The organism is Aestuariivirga sp. (assembly GCF_965227715.1).
In the GTDB taxonomy this organism is placed as follows: domain Bacteria; phylum Pseudomonadota; class Alphaproteobacteria; order Rhizobiales; family Aestuariivirgaceae; genus Aestuariivirga.
The window spans coordinates 60,242-82,352 of the sequence record NZ_OZ245771.1 but is presented as its reverse complement, the minus strand read 5'-3'; the positions used below and the strand labels follow the sequence as shown (position 1 = coordinate 82,352).

The 22,111-nt window shown below is 63.4% G+C and carries 18 protein-coding genes; all 18 read right to left on the bottom strand.

The window, feature by feature from the left end; genetic code table 11:
- Positions 1 to 4: 4 nt before the first annotated feature.
- The 18 genes from ACO06F_RS00355 to ACO06F_RS00270 all read right to left on the bottom strand — a co-directional run bounded on the left by ACO06F_RS00355 (position 5) and on the right by ACO06F_RS00270 (position 22,100).
- Positions 5 to 313: an AzlD family protein gene (locus ACO06F_RS00355; RefSeq protein ID WP_421694722.1), complete on the bottom strand. Its 309-nt coding sequence runs from the start codon at positions 311 to 313 to the stop codon at positions 5 to 7.
- Positions 310 to 1,002, bottom strand: a complete 693-nt coding sequence (locus ACO06F_RS00350; RefSeq protein ID WP_421694721.1) for an AzlC family ABC transporter permease — start codon at positions 1,000 to 1,002, stop codon at positions 310 to 312. Before ACO06F_RS00350 ends, ACO06F_RS00355 begins: the two co-directional genes overlap by 4 nt.
- Complete coding sequence (gene ligA / locus ACO06F_RS00345; RefSeq protein ID WP_421694720.1) at positions 999 to 3,104, bottom strand: NAD-dependent DNA ligase LigA; 2,106 nt, start codon at positions 3,102 to 3,104, stop codon at positions 999 to 1,001. Before ligA ends, ACO06F_RS00350 begins: the two co-directional genes overlap by 4 nt.
- A 3-nt stretch (positions 3,105 to 3,107) precedes the next feature.
- A complete protein-coding gene (gene recN / locus ACO06F_RS00340) occupies positions 3,108 to 4,784 on the bottom strand; it encodes a DNA repair protein RecN (RefSeq protein WP_421694719.1) in 1,677 nt (558 codons plus the stop codon).
- 46 nt (positions 4,785 to 4,830) lie between these two features.
- On the bottom strand, positions 4,831 to 5,739 hold the full coding sequence (locus ACO06F_RS00335; RefSeq protein WP_421694718.1) for an outer membrane protein assembly factor BamD: 909 nt from the start codon (positions 5,737 to 5,739) through the stop codon (positions 4,831 to 4,833).
- 172 nt (positions 5,740 to 5,911) lie between these two features.
- On the bottom strand, positions 5,912 to 7,480 hold the full coding sequence (ftsZ, locus tag ACO06F_RS00330; protein ID WP_421694717.1) for a cell division protein FtsZ: 1,569 nt from the start codon (positions 7,478 to 7,480) through the stop codon (positions 5,912 to 5,914).
- Between the two features lie 137 nt (positions 7,481 to 7,617).
- Complete coding sequence (locus ACO06F_RS00325; protein ID WP_421694716.1) at positions 7,618 to 8,934, bottom strand: hemolysin family protein; 1,317 nt, start codon at positions 8,932 to 8,934, stop codon at positions 7,618 to 7,620.
- Positions 8,935 to 8,992: 58 nt separating this feature from the next.
- Positions 8,993 to 10,318: a cell division protein FtsA gene (gene ftsA, locus ACO06F_RS00320; protein WP_421694715.1), complete on the bottom strand. Its 1,326-nt coding sequence runs from the start codon at positions 10,316 to 10,318 to the stop codon at positions 8,993 to 8,995.
- Between the two features lie 40 nt (positions 10,319 to 10,358).
- Positions 10,359 to 11,216 carry a cell division protein FtsQ/DivIB gene (locus tag ACO06F_RS00315; protein WP_421694714.1) on the bottom strand — a complete coding sequence of 286 codons (858 nt, stop codon included), beginning with the start codon at positions 11,214 to 11,216 and terminating at the stop codon, positions 10,359 to 10,361.
- Entirely contained in the window at positions 11,213 to 12,145 is a 933-nt protein-coding gene (locus tag ACO06F_RS00310; protein WP_421694713.1) for a D-alanine--D-alanine ligase, read from the bottom strand. The genes ACO06F_RS00315 and ACO06F_RS00310 overlap by 4 nt, the downstream gene beginning before the upstream one ends.
- A complete protein-coding gene (gene murB, locus ACO06F_RS00305) occupies positions 12,142 to 13,071 on the bottom strand; it encodes a UDP-N-acetylmuramate dehydrogenase (RefSeq protein ID WP_421694712.1) in 930 nt (309 codons plus the stop codon). The genes ACO06F_RS00310 and murB overlap by 4 nt, the downstream gene beginning before the upstream one ends.
- Positions 13,068 to 14,483, bottom strand: coding sequence for a UDP-N-acetylmuramate--L-alanine ligase (murC, locus tag ACO06F_RS00300; RefSeq protein ID WP_421694711.1), 1,416 nt, complete (start codon positions 14,481 to 14,483; stop codon positions 13,068 to 13,070). The genes murB and murC overlap by 4 nt, the downstream gene beginning before the upstream one ends.
- Positions 14,480 to 15,583, bottom strand: a complete 1,104-nt coding sequence (gene murG, locus ACO06F_RS00295; RefSeq protein ID WP_421694710.1) for an undecaprenyldiphospho-muramoylpentapeptide beta-N-acetylglucosaminyltransferase — start codon at positions 15,581 to 15,583, stop codon at positions 14,480 to 14,482. Before murG ends, murC begins: the two co-directional genes overlap by 4 nt.
- A gap of 3 nt (positions 15,584 to 15,586) precedes the next feature.
- On the bottom strand, positions 15,587 to 16,729 hold the full coding sequence (gene ftsW / locus ACO06F_RS00290; protein WP_421696590.1) for a putative lipid II flippase FtsW: 1,143 nt from the start codon (positions 16,727 to 16,729) through the stop codon (positions 15,587 to 15,589).
- Entirely contained in the window at positions 16,716 to 18,137 is a 1,422-nt protein-coding gene (gene murD, locus ACO06F_RS00285; protein WP_421694709.1) for a UDP-N-acetylmuramoyl-L-alanine--D-glutamate ligase, read from the bottom strand. Before murD ends, ftsW begins: the two co-directional genes overlap by 14 nt.
- A 3-nt stretch (positions 18,138 to 18,140) precedes the next feature.
- Positions 18,141 to 19,229 carry a phospho-N-acetylmuramoyl-pentapeptide-transferase gene (gene mraY, locus ACO06F_RS00280; protein WP_421694708.1) on the bottom strand — a complete coding sequence of 363 codons (1,089 nt, stop codon included), beginning with the start codon at positions 19,227 to 19,229 and terminating at the stop codon, positions 18,141 to 18,143.
- Positions 19,229 to 20,653, bottom strand: a complete 1,425-nt coding sequence (locus ACO06F_RS00275) for a UDP-N-acetylmuramoylalanyl-D-glutamyl-2,6-diaminopimelate--D-alanyl-D-alanine ligase (protein WP_421694707.1) — start codon at positions 20,651 to 20,653, stop codon at positions 19,229 to 19,231. Before ACO06F_RS00275 ends, mraY begins: the two co-directional genes overlap by 1 nt.
- Positions 20,646 to 22,100: a UDP-N-acetylmuramoyl-L-alanyl-D-glutamate--2,6-diaminopimelate ligase gene (locus tag ACO06F_RS00270; protein WP_421696589.1), complete on the bottom strand. Its 1,455-nt coding sequence runs from the start codon at positions 22,098 to 22,100 to the stop codon at positions 20,646 to 20,648. Before ACO06F_RS00270 ends, ACO06F_RS00275 begins: the two co-directional genes overlap by 8 nt.
- Positions 22,101 to 22,111: the final 11 nt, after the last annotated feature.

Sequence of the window (22,111 nt, the reverse complement as noted above, 5' to 3'; positions counted from 1 at the left end):
TCGATTACCCGGGCTGGAATGCCCAGCGGAGCAGAACGACGCTGACGATGCCGATCAGAATGGTGACGGCGAGCGGCAGACGGAAAAAGCCGGCCAGGGCGGTGATGGCGGCGGCAATGGTTTCGGCGAGGCCCGTGGTCAGGATCACGGGCGCGATCACCGCCATCAGAACGGCAGGCGGTAGCGCATCGAGCGCGGCCTTGAGGGGGCCGGACACATTGAGCCCCCGGAGCAGATAGAAGCCCGACAGGCGTGTGGCGTAGGTCGCAAGCCCCATGCCGATGATGGCCAGTATGGCGGCGCTGCTGCTCATGCGGCCTCCTCCGGGGACCATGTGGCGGCGGCGTAGGCGGCACCCGCAAGGCCGCCCGCCACGATATACCAGGGGCCGTCCGCCAGAAGATGCACGCCCGCCGCGACTGCACCGCTCGCCGCCAGCACACCCGCCGTGCTGCGGCCCTTCCAGAAGCCCATGAGAATGGCGATGAACAGGGCCGAAAAGGCAAAGTCGAGGCCGATCGCCGAAGGGTCACCCAGTGTGCGGCCAAGAAAAGCGCCAAGCCCCGTGCTGATGAGCCAGGAGAACAGAAGCGGCAGGGTGAGACCCAGATAAAACGGCAGGGTGATCGGTGTGGTGAGCGCCCGCCGCTCCGCCAGCGCCCAGCTTTCGTCAACCAGCAGATAGGCGACCAGCGGATGCAGCACGCGCGGAATACCTTCGATATGGCGGGAGAGCGATGCCGACATCAGCACATGGCGCACGTTCACGATCAGCGCCGTGAAGGTGAGGAGCAGCACCGGCACGGGATCGCGCCACATCTCCAGCGCCACGAACTGCGCCGAGCCGGCGAAGACCACTGCACTCATCAGTATGGCTTCGAACGGGCTTAAGCCCTTGGCCGTGGCGAGCGTGCCCCAGAGAAGGCCGATCGGAAGGACGGCCACCAGCACCGGTGCAATCTCGGCCACCCCGGCAAGAAAATCACGGCGCCAGGAGCTCACCCCTCCCCCACCCGCGCAAACCAGGCGTCTTCATCAATGACTTCGACGCCATGCTTTTGAGCCTCCTTGAGCTTAGATCCGGCGCCGGGGCCAGCGACCAGAAGATCAGTCTTCTTGGAGACGGAGCCGGACACCTTGGCACCCAACCGTTCCGCCATGGCCTTCGCCTCCTCGCGCGTCATCCGCTCCAAAGCACCGGTGAACACCACCGTCTTGCCGGCCACGGGCGAGCTTGTGCTGCGCGCTTCGAGCGAGGTGACGGTCACGTGCTTCAGAAGCTCGTTCACCACGTCCCGATTGTGCTGCTCGCCGAAGAACTGGACCACGGCCTCGGCCACCACCTCGCCGATGCCGTCAATGCCGTTCAACTCGTCCCAGGCCTCGCCTTCCATGCCGGCGGCGGCGATCATCTGTTCGCGGAAATGATCGGCCGTCGCATAGGCGCGGGCGAGCGCGCGGGCCGTCGTCTCCCCCACATGGCGGATGCCCAATGCAAAGATGAAGCGGTCCAGGGCGATCGTCCGCCGCGCATCAATGGCCTCGAACAGCTTGGCCACGCTTTGGGACCCCCAGCCTTCGCGGTCCTTCAGGCGCTTCAGCGACTTGGCGTCCCGCGCCTCCAGCGTGAAAATGTCATGCGGCCACTGGATCAGCTCATCGGCGTAGAATTCTGCGATGATCTTGTCCCCCAGCCCTTCAATGTCGAAGGCATTGCGCGAGGCGAAGTGCTTCAGGCGCTCGACCCTCTGCGCCGCACAGATGAGGCCGCCGGTGCAGCGGCGCACCGCATCGAGCTTTCCGCCCGCGCGTTCCTCACGCACCGCATGGGAATGGCAGACTGGGCATTCATGCGGAAATTCATATGGCTTTGCGCCGCGCGGCTTCTCAGGAACAAAGCCCAGAACCTGCGGGATCACGTCGCCCGCGCGCTGTACGGTCACCGTATCGCCTTCGCGGATATCTTTCCGGGCGATCTCATCCTCATTGTGAAGCGTTGCATTGGTCACGACCACGCCGCCGACGGTGACGGGCTTCAACCGCGCCACAGGCGTGAGAGCACCGGTGCGCCCAACCTGAATGTCGATCTTCTCCAGAACCGTCGTCGCCTTCTCGGCGGAGAATTTATGGGCAAGCCCCCAGCGCGGACTTCTTGAGACAAAGCCCAGCCGCTGCTGCCAGTCCAGCCGGTTCACCTTGTAGACGACGCCATCAATGTCATAGCCAAGTTCCGCACGCTGGCTCTCAATCAGCCGGTACTGCGCCAAAAGCTCTTCGACCGTGTGGCAAAGCTTCATCAGCGGATTGGTGGGAAGGCCCCAGCTGGCGAAAGCCTCGATCACGCCCATCTGCGTCTTGGCGGGAAGCTCCGGCGCCTCGCCCCAGGCATAGGCGAAGAACCGCAAGGGACGCGCGGCGGTAATCGAGGAGTCGAGCTGGCGCAAGGAGCCTGCGGCGGCATTGCGCGGGTTCGCAAAGATCTTCTCCCCCGCTTCGGCCTGCCGCGCATTCAGCGCCGCGAAATCCTTGTGGGACATGTAGATTTCACCACGGATCTCGATCAGCTCCGGCGCCTTGCCGTGGAGGCGCTTCGGCACATCGGCGATGGTCATCACATTGGCGGTGACATTCTCGCCTTCAAAGCCATCACCCCGGGTTGCGGCCTGCACCAGCTTCCTGTTCTCGTAGCGCAGCGAAATCGACAGGCCATCGATCTTGGGCTCGGCGGTGATGTCCACCGCCTCCCCATCATCGAGGTTCAGAAAGCGCCGGATGCGCCCTACGAAATCGCGCGCGTCCTCTTCTGCGAAACCGTTGGAGAGGGAAAGCATGGGCACCGCATGGCGCACCTTGGCGAATTTCTCCGCCGCAACAGCACCAACCCGGCGTGAGGGCGAATCCTCACGGATCAGCTCCGGAAAGCGCGCCTCGATCGCCTCGTTGCGCAGGCGGAGCGCATCATAATCCGAATCCGAAATGCTGGGCTCGTCATGCTCGTAATAGGCGCGGTCATGAATGGCGATCTCGCTTGCAAGCGCTGCGAGTTCGGCTGAGGCCTCGAGAAGTGTCAGGTCCTCGACGGGGGTGAGAGGCTTCTTCGCCATGGTTCAGCCCTTGGCCCCCAGCAACTCGTCGGCTTGGGCGCGCGCGGCCTCCGTCACCTGCGCGCCGGACAGCATGCGGGCCACTTCCTCCCGCCGGCTTTGCGGAGACAGGGGCTGCACCCTGGTCACCATGCGTTTCGATTTGGAGGCAACCTCCTCCATCTTCGAAATCAGCATGTGCTGAGAGGCCCTGGCGGCCACCTGCGGGCTGTGGGTGACGGCAAGCACCTGAAGATTGTCCGCAAGCCGCGAAAGCCTCGCGCCAATCGCATCGGCAACAGCACCGCCCACGCCGGTATCGATCTCGTCGAAGACCAGCGTCGGGGCGGAGCCCTTGGAGGCAAGGATCACCTTGAGCGCCAGCATGAACCGCGCAAGCTCACCCCCGGAGGCAACTTTCATCAAGGGCGCCAGTGGCGTTCCGGGGTTGGCCGCCACCATGAATTCGATGCGGTCGATGCCGGTTGGTCCGGGCTTTCCGGCATCGGTATCGAGTGCGGTTTCGAAGCGCGCCCGCTCGAGCTTGAGCGGCGGCAATTCCGCCAGCACCGCCTTGTCCAGTGCTTTCGCCGTCTTGCGGCGCTTGTTGGAGAGCTTCTCCGCCGCGGCATCATAGGCCTCGCGTGCCACCTTGAAGGCTTGCTCCAGCGCCTTCAGGCGGCCGCCGCCATCGGTCAGGGCCTTGAGCTCATTCTCGAAGCGCTCTCGCACATCGGCCAGCGTGTCGACGGTGCATTTGAATTTGCGCGCCGCCGCACGAAGCGCAAACAGCCGCTCTTCGGATTTCTCCAGCTCTTTGGGATCGAAGACGAAGGCCCGCTGAGCCTCGCCAATGGCGCGCTCGGCTTCCGATACCTCCGCCAGCACGCGGTCCAATGCAGCGCAGACATGATCCAGCCTTCCGCCCGCTGTCTCGCGGCGGCGCTCAAGCTTGCGCAGTGCGGCGTTGAGGCGGGCAACCGAGGTGCCGTCTCCCGCCAGAGCCTCTTCGGCATCACCCAGCGCATCGGCATATTGTTCGGAAGACATCATCATCTGCCGGGCCTCTGCAAGCTTTGCCTCCTCACCTGCAATCGGGTTGAGGGCCCGCAGTTCCTCAGCCGCGTGTTCGAGGTAATCGCGCTCCGCCTCCGCCCGTTCCATCAGGCTGCGATGCGCGGAGAGCGCTTCTTCGGCGGCAGACGCCCGCGTCCACAGGCCGGAGACATCATTCACATCCGCTTCATGGCCACCGAACGCATCAAGCAAGCGGCGGTGTGCGGAGACATCGACAAGCGCGCGGTCAGCATGCTGACCATGGATTTCGGCCAGCGCCAGTGCGATCTGGCGCAGCAGGTTCAGGCTCACCGGCTGGTCATTGATGGCAGCACGGCTCGGGCCATCGGCGTTCTGAATGCGGCGGATGACGAGCTCGCCTTCAGCATCGATCCCCTGTTCCTTGAGGATGGCGAAGGCCGGGTGTGCGCGGGGCAGCGTGAAGGCCGCCGTCACCACGCCACGCTCGGCGCCTGAGCGCACCAGAGAGCTGTCCCCGCGCGCGCCCAGGGCAAGGCCCAGCGCATCGAGCAGGATGGATTTGCCGGCGCCGGTTTCACCGGTCAGCACGGTCAGTCCCTTGTCGAGCGCGATATCGAGCTTCTCGATCAGGACGATGTCGCGAATGGAGAGCGCTGTCAGCATGGTGGCAGACTATAGCGGAGTCGGGCTCTCAGGCGAGAGCCGGAAATCACATCGGGTTGATGCTGTCAAAGGCCTTGGAGATCCAGGATTCGCTATTGGCCTCTGGCGCCTTGCCGTCGCTGGAGACCAGCTGATAGGCGTCCTTGTACCACTGCGAGTCGGGATAGTTGGTGCCCAGCACCGCCGCCGCCGTCTGTGCCTCCGAAAGGACGCCCAGCGCCATGTAGCCTTCCGTGAGCCTGTACAAGGCTTCCGGCGTCTGGCTGGTGTTGCGGAAGTCGGTGACCACACGCTTGAAGCGGTTGATGCCGGCGAGATAGGCGTTCTGGCGGTAGTAATAGCGGCCAACCTCCATCTCCTTGCCAGCGAGATGGTCGCGCGCCACGGTCACCTTCTGTGCCGCATCCTGGGCATAGGCGGTGCCGGGGAAGCGCTGCGAGACTTCCTCAAGAGCGGCCAGCGCCTTCAGCGTGGCGGACTGGTCATGCTTGGTGTTGGCGATCTGGTCATAGGTGCAGATGGCCACCAGGTAATAGGCATAGCCTACGTCCTTATGGCCGGGGTGCAGCGTGATGAAACGGTTTGCAGCAATGATCGCATCATCCCATTTGCCCAGCCTGTAGGAGGCATAGGACTGCATCAGGATGGCCTGGGTGGCGTAGCTGGAATAGGGATATTTGCGTTCGACCTCACCGAACTGCTTGATCGCGGTCTTGGGCGAATTGTCGTTCAGGGAGGCCAGCGCTTCATTATAGAGCTTGGCGACCTCCACATTCTCCTGGGCCGCTGTCATGTTGGGCGCCACACCGCCCGTGAGAGCGGCGGAGGAATTGGCAGCCGCACTGCTGCTGTTGCTGTCATCGCCCCAGATGCCATCCATGAGGCTCGATGCACAGCCCGACAGCAGTACGGTGACGAGCACCGCAGCAACACCTTGCGCAAACCTTGTCGTCACCAGCACCTGAAACCCCACCAGCCGCGGCCCGCGCGACTCAACTGCATGCGCGGACCTGCAAAATCTATTAACCGCCCGCGCGCCCGACGCCAACCCCGCGGAACGCCTCTTAAATGCGCCAAACCCGGCGGAAGTGTGACCGCCGGGCTTGGTAATTCAGTATCTATTTCAATCAGTTGGCTTGGCGGCGCAGGAAGGCCGGGATCTCCAGCTGATCGTCATCCAGCTGCTGCTGCTCATGATGCTGCGGCTGCGGAGCGGGAGCGGGCACGCGCGGCTGCATGGCCGGGCGCTGCGGCGCAGGCTGCACCGCGATAGAAGGTTCCCGCGCGCCATGCTGCGGGGCGGGCGGATCATCCTTGCGGCCGAGGCCGACGCTCGCCAGGCGCTGGAACAGGCCGGGCTTCTTCTTATTGGCCAGATCGGCAATCGTTTCGATGCGGTTGTGCTGCGCCTCGATCTGCTTTTTCACCTGCGGCGGAAAATCTTCGATGGCGGGCATCCGCACACGCTGGGCCGTTTGCGGCACGCGCTCCGGCAGCACCGGCGCAGGCGCCGGCTCATCGGCTGCATCATCCTCGGCGTAGCTGTGGGACGGTGCCGCGGGCTGAACCGGCGGCGGCGCAAAGCGCGACGTCATGGGTGCGGGCTGCACGGCAGGAGGCGCGATCGGCTTCTTCACCGGCACCGGCTGCTTGCCGGTATAGCCGAAAACCGATGGCTTTTCGGCAGGCTCTTCAACGGGTTCGGCAGCAGGCTTGTTGCCCTTGAGTGCTTCGGCGGCAAGCCCCGTGGCGACGACCGACACGCGCATGATGCCCTCGAGCGATTCGTCGAAGGTGGCGCCCAGAATGATGTTGGCCTCCGGGTCCACTTCCTCGCGGATGCGGGTGGCGGCTTCGTCGACTTCGTAAAGCGTCAGGTCCGGGCCGCCGGTGATGGAGATGAGAAGGCCCCGGGCGCCGCGCATCGAGACGTCATCGAGCAGCGGGTTGGAGATTGCGGCTTCAGCGGCCTCGATGGCACGCTTCTCGCCAGAGGCTTCGCCCGTGCCCATCATGGCGCGGCCCATCTCGCTCATGATGGCGCGAACGTCTGCGAAGTCGAGATTGATCAGGCCTTCCTTGGTCATCAGCTCGGTGATGGAGGCAACGCCGGAGTAGAGCACCTGGTCTGCCATGGCGAAAGCCGCGGCGAAGGTGGTCTTCTCATTGGCCACGCGGAAGAGGTTCTGGTTCGGAATGACAATCAGCGTATCGACATGCTTCGCGAGCTGCTCGATGCCGCGTTCGGCCGTCTGCTGGCGGCGGATGCCCTCGAAATGGAAGGGCTTCGTCACGACGCCGACGGTCAGGATCCCCTGCTCCTTCGCCGCCCGGGCAATCACGGGTGCGGCACCAGTTCCGGTGCCGCCGCCCATGCCGGCGGTGATGAAGGCCATGTGGGAGCCTGCGAGATGGTCGAGGATTTCAGGTAACGCCTCCTCGGCGGCGGCGGCACCGATCTGTGGCTGAGATCCGGCACCCAGCCCCTGCGTCAGGGCTGTACCCATTTGAATGCGGCGCTGCGCGGCGTTCTGGATGAGGGCTTGTGCGTCCGTGTTGGCGACGACGAATTCGACACCTTCCAGCCGGCTTTCGATCATGTTGTTGACGGCGTTACCGCCCGCACCTCCAACGCCAAACACGGTGATGCGCGGCTTGAGATCCGAGAAATTGGGGACGGTAAGGTTTATTGTCATGGTGCTTGGCGCCCGGAATTGATTTGCCCCTTCCTTATTTCTTACCAAATTCATAACAAATGGTTAACGGGCGCTAACCATTGGGGCTTTTGGGTGCCGGATGTGCACAGTATTGGGCCGATGGCGTAACGGCTGGTTTAGCTTGCCCGGACTCTGCGCGCCGTGCGGTGTGTTTCCGCCACGCGGCTTGCCAGAACCTTGTCCACCCGCCTGCCGTCAAGGTCCACCACTTCGAAGCGCCAATTGCCGAGTTTTACAGCCTGTCCGAGTGACGGCAGGTGCTTGAAGGCGTCGATCACCAGTCCTGCCACGGTCTCATAGCGGCGCTTCGGCGGCAGTTGGAAGCCGATCATTTCCGCCATCTCGTCAACTGCCATGTCTCCAGGCAGAAGCCATGACCCATCGTCACGCTGGATGGCGCCCTCACCACCCTCGCCTAAGGGCTCGAAACTGCCCGCGATGGCCTTGAGGAGGTCGGCCGCGGTGACCATCCCCAGGGTGCGGCCATATTCATCCTGCACGAAAGCGAGATGAACGGCGGCCCCCCGGAACAGCTCCATGGCCTCGAGCGCCGGCATGGATTCAGGGATCACTGGCGCTGTCTGCACGAGTTTTCCGATCTCAAGCTTGCGGCGCTCCAGCAGCGCATCCGCCACATCCTTGATGAGGACAATGCCGATCACCGTCTCGGGGTCGCCGCTGTGCACCGGTATGCGCGAATGCGTGGTGGCGACGATCTTCTTGCGAAGCTCTGCCGGCTGGTCGTCGACGCCGATCATGTCGATGTCGGTCATCGGCGTCATCAGCGCGCGCACCGGCCTGTCTCCCAGCCGCATCACGCCTGCGATCATGTCCCGCTCACCGCTTTCGATGACGCCCGCACTCTCCGCCTCGGCGATCATGGACTTGATCTCCTCATCGGTGACACTCGCCTCGCTGGATTCCCGGATGCCCAGCAGCCGGATGATCAGGCGTCCCGAGCCATCAAGCAGCCAGACGAAGGGACCAGCGATGCGCGACAGCAGATCCATCGGATAGGCAACGCGGCAGGCTATCACCTCCGGGTTCTTGAGCGCCAATTGCTTGGGCACAAGTTCACCAATGATAACAGATATATACGTGATTGCGGTCACAACCAGGGTGAAGCCCAGGGGCCCGGCATATTCGGGGCTTACCCCCATCTCACGCAGCCAGCTGGACAACCTGTCACCCAATGCCGCTCCGGAGAAAGCACCCGCCAGCACGCCGACAAGGCTGATGCCCACCTGCACGGTGGATAGAAAGCGCCCAGGATTTTCCGCCAAGGACAGCGCCGCCCGCGCACCGGCAACACCCCTGTCCCGCATCGACTTCAGACGCGGCAGGCGGGAGGAAACGATGGCCAACTCAGACATGGCGAGAACGCCATTGAGCACGACCAGTGCGAGAACCAGCAGAATTTCAAGAGCCAACATGGAGGCCGCGCATATAGCGCGCGCCGTCTCCCGTTGCAAATGAGGGGGGCGGTAGGTGTCAGAAACTATCGGCGATCCACCGTCCCACACGGCTGACGTAACCGCCGCGCGCGCGTTCCACCTGCTCGGCCTTGGATTTGGGCAGGTCATAATGGACGTCAGGCTTCAGCGCATAGTTGAGAAGCCCGGCGCAGACGGCGAATCCGGGCGAATGGGCGCTCTCGGGCATGCCCTGCACATGGGCGGGTGAGCCCATGCGCACCTGCCGGTCGAGCCATTCGGCGGCCACATCGCGCACGCCATTGAGCTGGCTTGCACCACCGGTGATGACCAGCCGGCGGCCGGCGAGCTGTGCCGTTCCCGAATTCCCAAGCTTGTCGCGCAGGAGTTCGAAGGTTTCTTCGAGCCTCGGGCGGATGATGCCGGTGAGCATGGATTTCGGCACCTGCTGCACCGTGTCGACGCCCCGCTCACCCAGGAGCGGCACGGAAATCATCTCGCGTTCGTCAATGGTGCTGGCAATGGCCGAGCCCCACAGCGTCTTCATGCGCTCGGCATGGGCGATGGTGGTCGAAAGGCCCCGGGCAATGTCATTGGTGATATGCTGCCCGCCCAGCGGGACCATATCGGCCATCACCAGATGGTTCTCGTGGAACACGGCGAAGCTCGTGGTGGCGCCACCCATATCGACCACGGTAACGCCCAATGTCTTCTCGTCATCGGCCAGCACGGCACGCGCAGCGGCATAGGAGGCCACCACGAAGCCTGCCACTGAGAGATGCGCACGCTCCACCGCCATGGCGAGATTTTTCAGATGGGCTCCCTCGACAGTGACGACACCCAGATCGAGAGACAGCGTCTCGCCGAACAGCCCCACCGCGTCCTGGATGCCGCGCGCATCATCCAGATGATATTGCAGCGGCGACAGATGAAGAATGGCGCGGCGGCCGGGGTCCAAGAGTTCGAGTGAGTGATCGAGCACGCGGTCCATGTCGCGCTGGGCCACCTGGCCTCCTTGCGTGGCAACAGAGCCGGTGTAGAGGCGGGACTGCGGGCGGCCGCCCGAAACATTCACATAAATTTCGGTGATGGTCCGCTGCGCCATGCGCTCCGCGGCATCAACCGCAAGTCTGATGGCGCGCTCCGCCTCGTCGACATTGATAATGGCACCGGCGCGAACGCCGCGCGACAGTTGGTGGCCAACACCCAGCACCTTGAGGCTCTGCTTGTCTTCAGCCTCGGATGTGCGGTGCTTGGCAGGAACGGCTTCCGCAATGAGACAGCTGATCTTGGTCGATCCAATATCAAGCGCTGCCACCAGCCCGCCCTTCGGCACCACCGGCTGCTTCGTTGCGCCCTTGCTCTGGAACTGCACCACTGTCATTACGCCAACCCCCCGGAACCCTGATGCCGGCGGCAGGCGCTCAATTTGTGCCGGCCACCGGATTCTTGCTTTTCGCCTTGGTTTCCGCAGCCGCGATCTCGGCCACTTCCACCGTCACCCTGTCAGGCAGCCGCAGGTCAAGTGACCTGATCCCGCGGGACAGAAGCTGCTGCTTTCTGTTCAGCTCATCCGCCATGGCAATCGCCTGCTGCCACTCCTTTTCCGGCAATTGCACCGTGATGCCATTGTCCAGATAGAGGTTCCAGCGCCGGCTGCCCACACGTGCCGCTGCCTTCACCTGCAACATTACGTCTGGATAGGCTGAAAGTTGGTTAATGAGATCCGCCGCCGCAACATTCGCACCCTCACCCGTGACGAGCGGCAGCCGTACCATCTGGGAGGCTTCGAGCCCGCTCATCGCGGCCCCCGCCTTGTCGATCACGTAATAGGCCGTGCCGCGCTGCCAGATGGCGAAGGGCTCACGCTCCCTCACTTCGATGGCGAGTTGATTGGGAAACAGCCGCTGGACCTTGGCATTTTCGATCCAGTCCAGATTCTCGAGGATGTTCTTGGCCTGCACCGCATCGAACCCGATAAGGGAACCGCCCGGCTCCACGCTGATCGCCGCCAAAAGCGTCTCCGGTTCATGGTGCTCAAGCCCGGTGATGGAGATTTCCTCCGCCGCCATGCCGACAACGCCCGCGGCCTTTCCCGGCAGCAGCAGCCAGGGGCTTCCCTCATAATCAAGGTAGCCGCCCTGCACGAGGCCAGCGGCCACAACTGCACCCAGGGTCAGAACGGCGCAGGCGCGTGTCGCGAAACGGAAGCGAAGCGTATGGCCGCGGTCCAGCCAGCTGGGCGTGGGCTTCCGCTCATAGACGGGAAAATTGCCGCTCATCTGTCCACCGACGCGTCATTGACCATCCAGGTGACGAGTGCCTCATAGCTCAGCCCCGCATGGGCCGCGAGATCGGGCACCAGCGAGGTGCCGGTCATGCCGGGCTGGGTGTTGACCTCGAGCAGAACCAGGTCTCCCGTCTCGTCGTCATAGCGGAAGTCGGCGCGGGACACGCCACGGCAGCCCAGAGCCTGATGCGCCTTGACCGAATAGTCCTGGCACTTGGCATAGACATGGGCCGGAATGTCAGCCGGCAGAATATGCTGAGAGCCGCCCGGCGCATATTTGGCGGTATAATCATACCAGCTGGAACTCTTGGACACGATGTCGATCACGCCCAAAGCCTTCTCGCCGATCACCGCGCAAGTAAGCTCACGGCCCGGCACAAAGCGCTCCACCATGGCATAGGCGCCGAAAATCGCGCGTTCCTCCAGCACCGCACGGGCAGGCGAATTGGACCCTGCATGCACGATGTGGACGCCCACGCTGGAGCCTTCCGCCACCGGCTTCACCACATAGGGGGGCTTCATCGGATGGCCCGCCGCCACCTCTTCGAGGAGCACCATCATGCTCTCCGCCACGGGCACGCCCGCCGCGCGGAAAATCGCCTTGGACTTTTCCTTGTGCATGGCAAGCGAGGAGGCCAGCACGCCCGAATGCGTATAGGGAATCTGCAATGTTTCGAGGATCGCCGCGCAGCAGCCGTCCTCGCCCCACTTGCCATGGAGTGCGTTGAAGGCCACGTCCGGCTGCAGTTTCTGCAGCTCTGCCCAGATGGTCTCGCGCTTCACGTCCATCCGCACCACATTGAAGCCCGCGCGTTCCAATGCGTCAGCGCAGCCCTTGCCGGAGCTGAGGCTCACCTCGCGCTCCGCGGACCAGCCGCCCAGCAGCACGGCAACCGTGGTTTCAGCGGGATTGCGGCTCATTGGGCTTCGCCCTTTTGCAAGCCGATGCGCTTGATTTCCCAGTCGAGCTCGATGCCGGACGTCTCCTTGACCCGGTCGCGAACAGTCTCTCCCAGCTCTTCGATTTGGGAGGCTGTGGCGCCGCCTTCATTGATCAGGAAGTTGCAGTGGAGTTCGGACACCTTGGCAGGGCCAACCGCAAATCCCCGCATCCCGGCCTTGTCGATCAACTGCCAGGATTTATGGCCTTGCGGGTTCTTGAAGGTCGATCCGCCGGTTCGGCTCTTAATCGGCTGGGTTGCTTCCCGGCTTTCAGTGATCTTGTCCATTGCAGCCTGGATCTCCACAGTGTCACCGGGCTTGCCCTGAAACAGCGCTTCCGTGAACACGAGGTCCTCAGGCGCACCGCTGTGGCGGTAAGTGTATTTCATGTCCTGGTTGGACAGCACGTGGATGTTCCCTGACCGGTCGACAGCGCGCGCCTCGATCAGAATGTCCTTCGTCTCTCCGCCATAGGCTCCGGCATTCATGCGCAACGCGCCGCCGATGCTGCCCGGTATACCTCTCAGAAAGGTTAACGCATCGATACTTCGGTCAGATGCGAAGCGGGCGACCCTCACGTCAAGCGCGGCCGTCCCTGCCCGGATGCGGTGTTCGGGCTCTTCCGTTATCGCGGCGAAACCCTTGCCAAGGCGGATGACCACGCCAGGGACTCCGCCATCGCGCACCAGAAGGTTGGAGCCCACGCCGATCACATAAACCGGAATGTCCAAATCTGTTGCCGCGAGGAACGCCGCCAGATCGGCCTCATCTGCCGGCGTGAACAGAACTTCCGCAGCGCCCCCCGCCCGAAACCACGTCAGCTCCGCCAGCGCGGCATTGGCCTCAAGCCGGCCGCGCACCTGCGGCAGGCGCTTCAGCAGCGCGTCACCGTCAAGCCTGCTCATGGCTTTTCCGCGTCAAACGCTTCGAGCTGGCCCGGCAATGCATAGGCCCATTGCGTGATGGTGCCCGCACCCAAGCACATCACGATGTCACCCGGTTTCGCCATGCTGCGCACCAGGGGCGCGAGCTGTTCCGGCTTGTCGATCGTCAGCACTGAGCGATGCCCACGCGACTTCAACCCTTCAGCAAGGGATGCATGTGAGGCCCCATCGATCGGCGCTTCGCCTGCGGCATAGACTGGCGCCACGATCACCGTATCGGCATCATTGAAGCAGGTGCAGAACTCATTGAACAAGGAGTGAAGGCGCGTGTAGCGGTGCGGCTGCATGACGGCGAACACCCTGCCCTTCGCCACGCCGCGTGCCGCCTTCAGCACGGCAGAGATTTCCACCGGGTGATGGCCGTAATCATCATAGACCGTAATGTCATTGTAAGCGCCAGTGCGGGTGAAGCGGCGTTTGACGCCGGTGAAGCTCTTGAAGCCTTTGCGGATATCTTCGTCTGAAAGCCCCAGCTCCTTGGCAACAGCGAGCGCTGCCGTTGAATTCAGCGCATTGTGGTCTCCCGGAATGGCGAGGCTCAAGTCCTCGATGTCATGCGTCTCGCCGGTGCGGCGGCTGGTCAACCGCACGGAAAAGCGCGTCTCGCCATCCTCATAGCGCACATCCGTCAGGCGCACATCCGCCTGCGGGCTCCGGCCATAGGTGATGACGCGGCGGTCCCGCACCTTGCCAATCAGCTCCTGCACCACGGGATGGTCGATGCACATCACGGCAAAGCCGTAGAACGGAATATTTTCCACAAAGGCCAGGAAGGCTTCCTTCGCCTTGTCGAAGGTGCCGTAATGATCGAGATGCTCAGGGTCGATGTTGGTGACGATCACGATATCGGCGGGGAGCTTGACGAAGGTACCGTCGGATTCATCCGATTCGACCACCATCCAGTCGCCCTTGCCGAGCCTCGCATTGGTGCCATAGGCATTGATGATGCCGCCGTTGATGACGGTCGGGTCAAGATTTCCTGCATCGAGAAGGGCGGCAACCAGTGAGGTGGTCGTCGTCTTGCCATGGGTGCCACCCACGGCGACGCAGGATTTGAAGCGCATCAGCTCCGCCAGCATTTCAGCGCGCCGTACGATGGGGAGATAACGGTTCCGCGCTTCGACCAGTTCGGGATTGTCGTCCTTCACCGCGGATGACACCACCACGACCTGCGCCTCGCCCAGGTTTTCCGCCTTGTGGCCGATGTGCACGTCGATCCCGGATTTCCGGAGCCGCGCCACATTGTAGTTATCCGTCAGATCCGAGCCCTGCACCTTGTAGTGGAGCGTCGCCATGACTTCGGCGATGCCGCTCATGCCGATGCCGCCGATGCCGATGAAGTGGATGGGGCCGACGTTGCCCGGAAGTTTCATCTTCTCTTCTTCCCTGCGAGTTGTTCGGCGAGGTCCGCCAGCCGCTCCGCCGCATCGGGTTTCCCGTGGCTGAGGGCAGCAGCCGCCGCCTGTTGAAGTTGGCCCTGTTGAGAGCGGAGACTTGTCAGAAATTGGGCAAGGCTCTCGGGCGTGAGCGAGGCCTGTGGCATGACCCAACCCGCACCCGCCGCAGCGAAGCTTTCGGCATTGCGCAGCTGGTCATTGTCGATGGCATGGGGCAGTGGCACCATGACGGCCGGGCGGCCGATGACGCCCAGTTCAGCAATGGTCGAGGCACCGGAGCGGCAGATGACCAGATGTGCATCCGCAATGCGCTTGGGCATATCCATGAAGAAGGCGTTCAATTCGCAATCGAGGTCCATGGCCCTGTAAGCCTTGCTCACCTCTTCCATGTTCTCAGCCCTGACCTGCTGGGTCAGGCGGAGCCCAACGCGCTGTTCCGGCCTCATCGCGGCAAAGACCTTCGGCATGAACTCGCCAAAAAACTGCGCACCTTGGCTGCCGCCGAACACGAGAAGATTGAAGTGGTCAAACGCCGGATAAGCTGCGGCCTTCTCCTTCAGTGCAATATCGCGCACCGGATTTCCGGTGATGGTGAGCTTGGCCCCTGCGCCAGCTGGAAGCCCCTGGAGATTGGGGAAGGATGAAGCCACGGCATCCGCCCATTTGGCCAGCACGCGGTTCGCACGGCCCATCACCGCGTTCTGATCATGCACGCAGGAGGGAATGCCAAGCCTGGCCGCGGCGAGGATCGGCGGGAAGGAGGGATAGCCGCCGAAGCCCACCACCGCGAGCGGCTGAACCCGCTTCAGGACGGCACGCGCCGCGCGATAGCCCTCATAAAGCCGCAGCACCCGGCCCGGCACCAGCCACGGCTTCGAGAGCGAAAGCGTGGCCGATGGCACGATGTGGGTTTCAACGGCAGGGAAGGATTTCCCATAGTCCCGCACGCGTTCATCCGTCATCAGATGAATGCTATAGCCGCGCCTGGTCAGCACCTCCGCCAGCGCCTGCGCCGGGAAGAGATGCCCGCCGGTGCCGCCGGCGGCCAGAACGAATGTGCCTTTCGCGGTCATCATACCTCAGGCATAGGCCGCATTGAGCGGCCTGGCACCCGCCTTGGCGCCGAAGCGGCGGCGGCCCAGCGCCAGCACCAGCCCCATGCCGAAAGCCATACCAAGGAGCGAGGATCCACCGTAGGAGATGAAGGGCAGCGTCATGCCCTTGGCGGGCAAAAGGGCCGTGTTCACCCCCATATTGATGATGGCCTGGAAGCCGAAGATCAGGCCCAGCCCGCTCAAGGCAAGAGCCGCGAAGGGATCCGGCTCCTGCCGGGCGCGCATCAGAATCTTGATGACCACGAAGGCGAAGAGCGCCATCAGAATGAGGCAGGCAACGAGGCCGAACTCCTCACCCACCACGGCGAAGGTGAAATCCGTGTGTGCATCGGGCAGCACCAGCTTCGCCTGGCCGCCACCGGGGCCTGTGCCCATGAAGCCGCCGTTCTTGAAGGCCTGGAGTGCCGTATCGACCTGGAAGGTGTCTCCCTTGTCGGGGCTCATGAAGCGGTCGATGCGCGAGTGCACATGCGGCACCAGCTCATAGGCGGCGAGCACGCCCGTTACCCCCAAGGCGCCAAGCCCCAGAACCGTGAACCACGAGATCCCATAGATCAGCAGCATGGAGCCGAAGGTGAGAACGACAAGGGCCGTCTGCCCGAAGTCCGGCTGCAGGATGAGAAGGCCGATGAACATGAAGCCCATGAGCAGCGCCACGACCTGGCCCGGCATCTCCGGCCGCCTGGTATGTTCCGCCAGAAACCACGCCGCTACGATGACGAAGGCAGGCTTGGCAAATTCCGAAGGCTGAAGATTGATCGGCCCGACATTGATCCAGCGATGTGCGCCCTTGATCTCGGGGCCGAAGAACAATGCCGCCACCATCAGCCCCATCGCCATGAAGAACACGAAGAGCCCGGCGCGGCGCGCCAGCCGTGGCGGAAAGAAGGATAGCGTCACCAGCGTTGGCACCGCCAGCACGAGAAAGAACAGCTGGCCCTTGATGAAGTGGAAAGTGTCGGCACCGATGCGTTCTGCCACGGGCGGGCTCGCCGCCATGGACACGAGAACGCCCGCGGCCATCAGCAACAGCACCGAGAACATCAGCACGCGGTCCACCGTGAACCACCATTGGGCGAGAAGGCCGCGGTCGCTACGTCCGAGCAGCATGGGCATCTCCTGGAATTGTCATGTGAGCGCCGGGCAAGGAAGAGACGGCCTTGACGAAGGCATCGCCCCTCACCTCGAAATTGGGATATTGGTCAAAACTCGCGCAGGCGGGTGAGAGCAAAACCACGGCGCCAGGCCTCGCATCCGCCAGCGCATCGCGCAACGCAGCACTCACGGCCTTTTCCAGCGTGCCGCAATCTTCAACCGGAAGCGCATCACCAATGGTCTCGCCAAATTCTGCCGCCGCCTGGCCAATCAGATAGGCCCGCGCCACGCGGGCAAACAACGGCCTCAGCGGTGCAATACCGCCTGTCTTCGCAATGCCGCCGGCAATCCAGTAGATGTTCTCGAAGGAAGACAGCGCCTTCTCCGCCGCATCGGCATTGGTGGCCTTGGAGTCATTGATGAAGGCAATGCCCTCAACCAGCCCCACTTGCTGCATGCGGTGCGCCAGGCCGGGGAAGCTTTTCATCGCCGCGGCGATCACCTCGGAGGAAACGCCCAATGCATGCGCTGCGCCATAGGCCATGCAGGCGTTCTGCCAATTGTGCCGCCCCTTCAGGGCCGGCATCTCACGAAGGCCGATCTCCGCCTCGAGCTTGCCGTTGCGCCTGTCACGCAGAATTCCGTCTTCCGCGCTGAGACCATCATTCAGGTCACGCAGCACTGAAACGCGCCGCAGGTCAGCGCCCGTCCGGGCCACCCGATCCGCAATCGCTGCGCACCATTCATCATCGACGCCGCACAAGGCGGTCGCGCCCTTTGACTGCCGCGCGAACATGCGCGCCTTCACCGCGGCGTAATTCTCCATCGTGCCGTGACGGTCCAAATGGTCCGGCGTGATGTTGGTGAGAATGCCCACCTCAGGCGCAAGACCCGGCATCAGATCGATCTGGAACGAAGAGAGTTCGAGGACATAGACGCGGCCCTTGACTGGCTGGCGCAAAAGGAAAACCGCCTTCCCGATATTGCCGCCCACCTCAACATCGAGCCCGGCTTTCTCCAGCACATGTCCGATCAGCGCCGTCGTCGTCGACTTGCCATTGGTGCCGGTGATGGCAACGATCCGCGCGCCCGCAGCAGAAGCTTCCCGCGCGAAGATCTCGGTATCGCCGATCACCTCGATCCCGGCATGACGCGCCTTCAAAACCGTCCAGTGCGGCTCCGGGTGGGTGAGCGGCACGCCCGGGCTGAGGACGAGTGCATCAAGCCCCTTGAAATCAAGCTGGTGGAGATTGCTGATGGGCAGCCCCGCAGCCCGCGCCGTCTCGACCGCGGGCACGGAATCATCCCACGCAAAGACTTCAGCACCGCCCAGCCTCAGCGCCTCGATTGTAGCCAAGCCGGACCGCGCGAGGCCGAAGACGGCAACCTTCTTGTTTCTGAATGTCTGGGCGGCGAACAAGGCCTACCTCAGCTTCAGCGTCGAGAGGCCGATCAACGCCAGGACGATGGCAATGATCCAGAAGCGGATGACGATCGTCGGCTCCTTCCAGCCCTTCTGCTCGAAGTGGTGGTGCAAGGGCGCCATGGCGAAGACGCGCTTTCCCGTCATCTTGAAGGAGGCAACCTGGATGATGACCGATGCCGTTTCCAGCACGAACAGCCCGCCGATGATGGCAAGCACGATCTCGTGCTTTGCCGCAACCGCAATGGCGCCCAGAGCACCACCGAGCGAAAGCGAGCCCGTGTCCCCCATGAAGATCATGGCTGGCGGCGCATTGAACCAGAGGAAACCGAGCCCTGCGCCCACAATGGCCCCGCAGATGATGGCGAGTTCGCCCGAGCCCCTGACGAAATGGAGTTCGAGGTAATTGGAGAAATTATAGTTGCCGACGAGATAGACAATGATCCCCAAGCTCCCCGCGGCGATCATCACCGGAACGATGGCGAGGCCATCGAGACCGTCCGTCATGTTGACGGCGTTGCCCGCACCGACGACCACGAACATGCCAACGAAGATATAGAAGATGCCGAAGGGGATGAGCAGGTCCTTGAAGAACGGCACGGCAAGCGATGTGGCCAGCGGCTTGTCGCCGATCCACATAAACATGGCGACCGCAATCCCGGCGATTGCAAACTCCGTCAGCAGCCGCACCTTGCCGGAGAAGCCCTTGGTGGAGGCCTTGGTCACCTTCAGGAAATCGTCGTAAAAGCCGATGGCGCCAAAACCTAGCGTCACGAACAGCACCGCCCAGACATAGAGGTTGCGGAGATCAGCCCACAGCAGCGTGCCAACGAAAATGCCGGAAAGGATCATCAGCCCGCCCATGGTGGGCGTTCCCTGCTTTTCGACAATATGGCGCTGCGGCCCGTCGGAGCGGATGGGCTGGCCCCGGCCCTGCTTCACTTTCAGCAGCGAGATGATGCGCGGCCCGAACAGGAACACGAAGACCAGCGCAGTGAGAACAGCCGCCCCCGTGCGCGTCGTCTGATAGCGGAACACGTTGAGCGGCGACAGCTCGTCTGACAGGCTGGTGAGCAGAAGGAAAAGCATCAGGACTCCTTGGCAAGCGGCGGATGGGCCGCCCTGATCGCCTCCACCAGCGGCCCCATGCGGCTGCCGAGCGAACCTTTGATCATCACCACGTCACCGGCCCTGAGGCCTTTGAGAAGCGCATCGCGCAGCTCCTCAGAGGTCTGGGCATGGGCCCCGCGCCGATGGGGCGCCACGCGTGCCCAAAGATTCGCCATGAGAGGACCTGCGGCATATAGGACATCCACCTTGGCCGCGTCCATGGGCTCCAGAAGTCCCGCATGAAGCGCCGGGCTGGTGTCGCCCAATTCCAGCATGTCACCCAGCACCGCGATCCGGCGCCCGCCGCGCGGAGGTTGTGAAGCCCCCAGTAATCCAAGCGCGGCGGCAACGGATGCCGGGTTGGCATTGTAGCTTTCATCAATCAGCAGGATTTCACCGCCATCAGCCGAAAGCCGCTCGCGCACGCCGCGGCCTTTGGCGGGCGCTGCAACCGCAAGGGCCAATGCCGCCCGCGCGAGATCGGCACCCATCAGCTTCGCTGCCGCCAGCACCGCCAGGCTGTTCACCGCCATGTGCTCGCCCGGAAGGCCGAGCTTGTAGATCACGGTTTCGCCCATCACCTCGGCCGTCACGCAGCAGCAATCGGCATGCAGCACAACCTTGGTGATCCGCACATCGGCATCGCTGTGCTTGCCGAAGGAGACAATGTCACGGAGGCCGCAGGCCCGGGCCGACGCCGCCAGCCGCTCGAAATATGGCGTGTCGCGGCTGATGACGGCATGGCCGCCAGGAAGGACGCCGGAGAAGATCTCCGCCTTCGCATCCGCAATCTCGTCGAGCGACTTGAAATTGCCGAGGTGGCTCGCCGCAATGGTGGTGATGACTGCCACATGGGGCTTCACCGTGGCAACCAGCGGCGTGATTTCACCCGCGTGATTCATGCCGATCTCGAAGATGCCAAAGGCTGCGTCGCGTGGCATCCGGGCAAGAGTCAGCGGCACGCCCCAGTGATTGTTGAAGGATGCAGCAGACGCATGGGTTTCACCTGAGGCGGAGAGTGCGGTCCGCAGCATTTCCTTGGTCGAGGTCTTGCCCACGCTGCCGGTAATGGCCACGATCTGTGCAGCGGAACGCGCGCGCGCCGCAAGTCCCATCTTCTCGAGCCCGCGTAACGGATCTTCCGCCACTTCGAGAACGGGGCCCGCTGCCAGCATTTCCGGCGTTACGCGCGAGACGAGGCCCAGCCCTGCCCCGGCTTTCAGCGCGGGCGCCACGAAGTCATGCCCGTCATGCCGCTCGCCCCGGATGGCAACGAAGATATCGCCCGGCTTCACGGCACGGGAATCGATGGTGACGGCGGTGAGCGGCCGCGCAACCGCGCCATGCAGCTTACCGCCTGTCACGTTCAGCAACTCATCAATGGTCCACAGCGGCTCAGCCATGATAGTCGCGTCCTTCAAGCGCAGCCTTCACGGCTTCATGGTCGCTGAAAGGCAGAACCTGCTTGCCGATCTTCTGCCCCTCCTCATGGCCCTTGCCGGCGACCACCAGCACATCGCCGGGCCCCAGCGCATCAATGGCGGTGCGGATGGCATCGGCGCGGCTGCCGATTTCAACGGCCCCCGGCGCTGCCGCCATGATCGCAGCGCGGATCGCGGCAGGCTCCTCCGTGCGCGGATTATCATCCGTCACATAGACCCGGTCGGCGAGGCGCGTGGCGATCTCGCCCATGATCGGGCGCTTCGCCCGGTCCCTGTCACCACCGCAGCCAAACACCACGGAGAGCTTTCCGCGCGTATAGGGCCTGAGCGAAGCCAGCGTCTTCTCCAGCGCATCAGGCTTATGCGAATAATCCACGAAAACGGGCGCCCCCGCCCCGGTGCGGCCCACCAGTTCCAGCCGCCCCTTGGCACCTTTAAGCGACTGAAGTGAATGCATAACGAGCGAGGGCTCACCCCCCGTGCCCATCACCAGCCCTGCGGCGATCAAGGCGTTCGACACCTGAAAATCGCCCACCAGCGGCAGGTCAATCGCGAAGGTCTCGCCCTTGACCGACACGCGGACATGCTGGCCGGATGTATCTCGCTTGACGCCCAGCACGCGGATCGTCTCGCCCTGCTCGCCAACGCTCCACACGGTGAGGCCATGGGCACGCGCCAGACGCGCCGCCTCCACGCCGCGCTCCGTGTCGACATTGATGACGGCAGCACTTCCGGGCTGGAGCAGATCCTCGAACAGCCGCATCTTGGCATGAAAATAAGCCTCGACCGTGGGGTGATAATCCAGGTGATCATGCGAGAGATTGGTGAAGCCCGCGGCCGCGATCCGCAATCCGTCGAGCCGGTATTGATCGAGCCCGTGGCTCGACGCCTCGAGCGCCAGATGATCGACATGATCGGAGGCAAGAGCCGCCGCGATTTCCTGCAGCTTCATGGCGTCCGGCGTCGTGTGGTCGAGTTCGGCATGGCCCGCAGGCGAGACGACGCCCACCGTGCCGAGGCTTGCGGCGCGAAAGCCCATGGCCGTCCAGATTTCGCGCACGAAGGTGGCAACCGAAGTCTTGCCGCTCGTGCCCGTCACCGCCACGATCGTGTCAGGCTGCGCGCCGCAGAAACGCGCGGCCATGTGCGCGAATAGCTTCCGCGGATTGCTGGACGCAATTAGCGCCGCGCCACCAACCGAAACACCTTCGGCGGCGACAATGGCGATCGCACCCGCGGCAATCGCCTGCGGAATGAATTTCGCGCCATCAACCGTAGCACCGGGAAGAGCGGCGAACACGAAGCCCGGCTTTACCGCCCGGCTGTCCGCCGTCAGGCCCTGAACCCGCACGTTTTCGGCCCCGCTGGGAAGCGGGGCCTCACCGGCGATCAGCTTGGAAAGGGTCATCGGCACGGCGC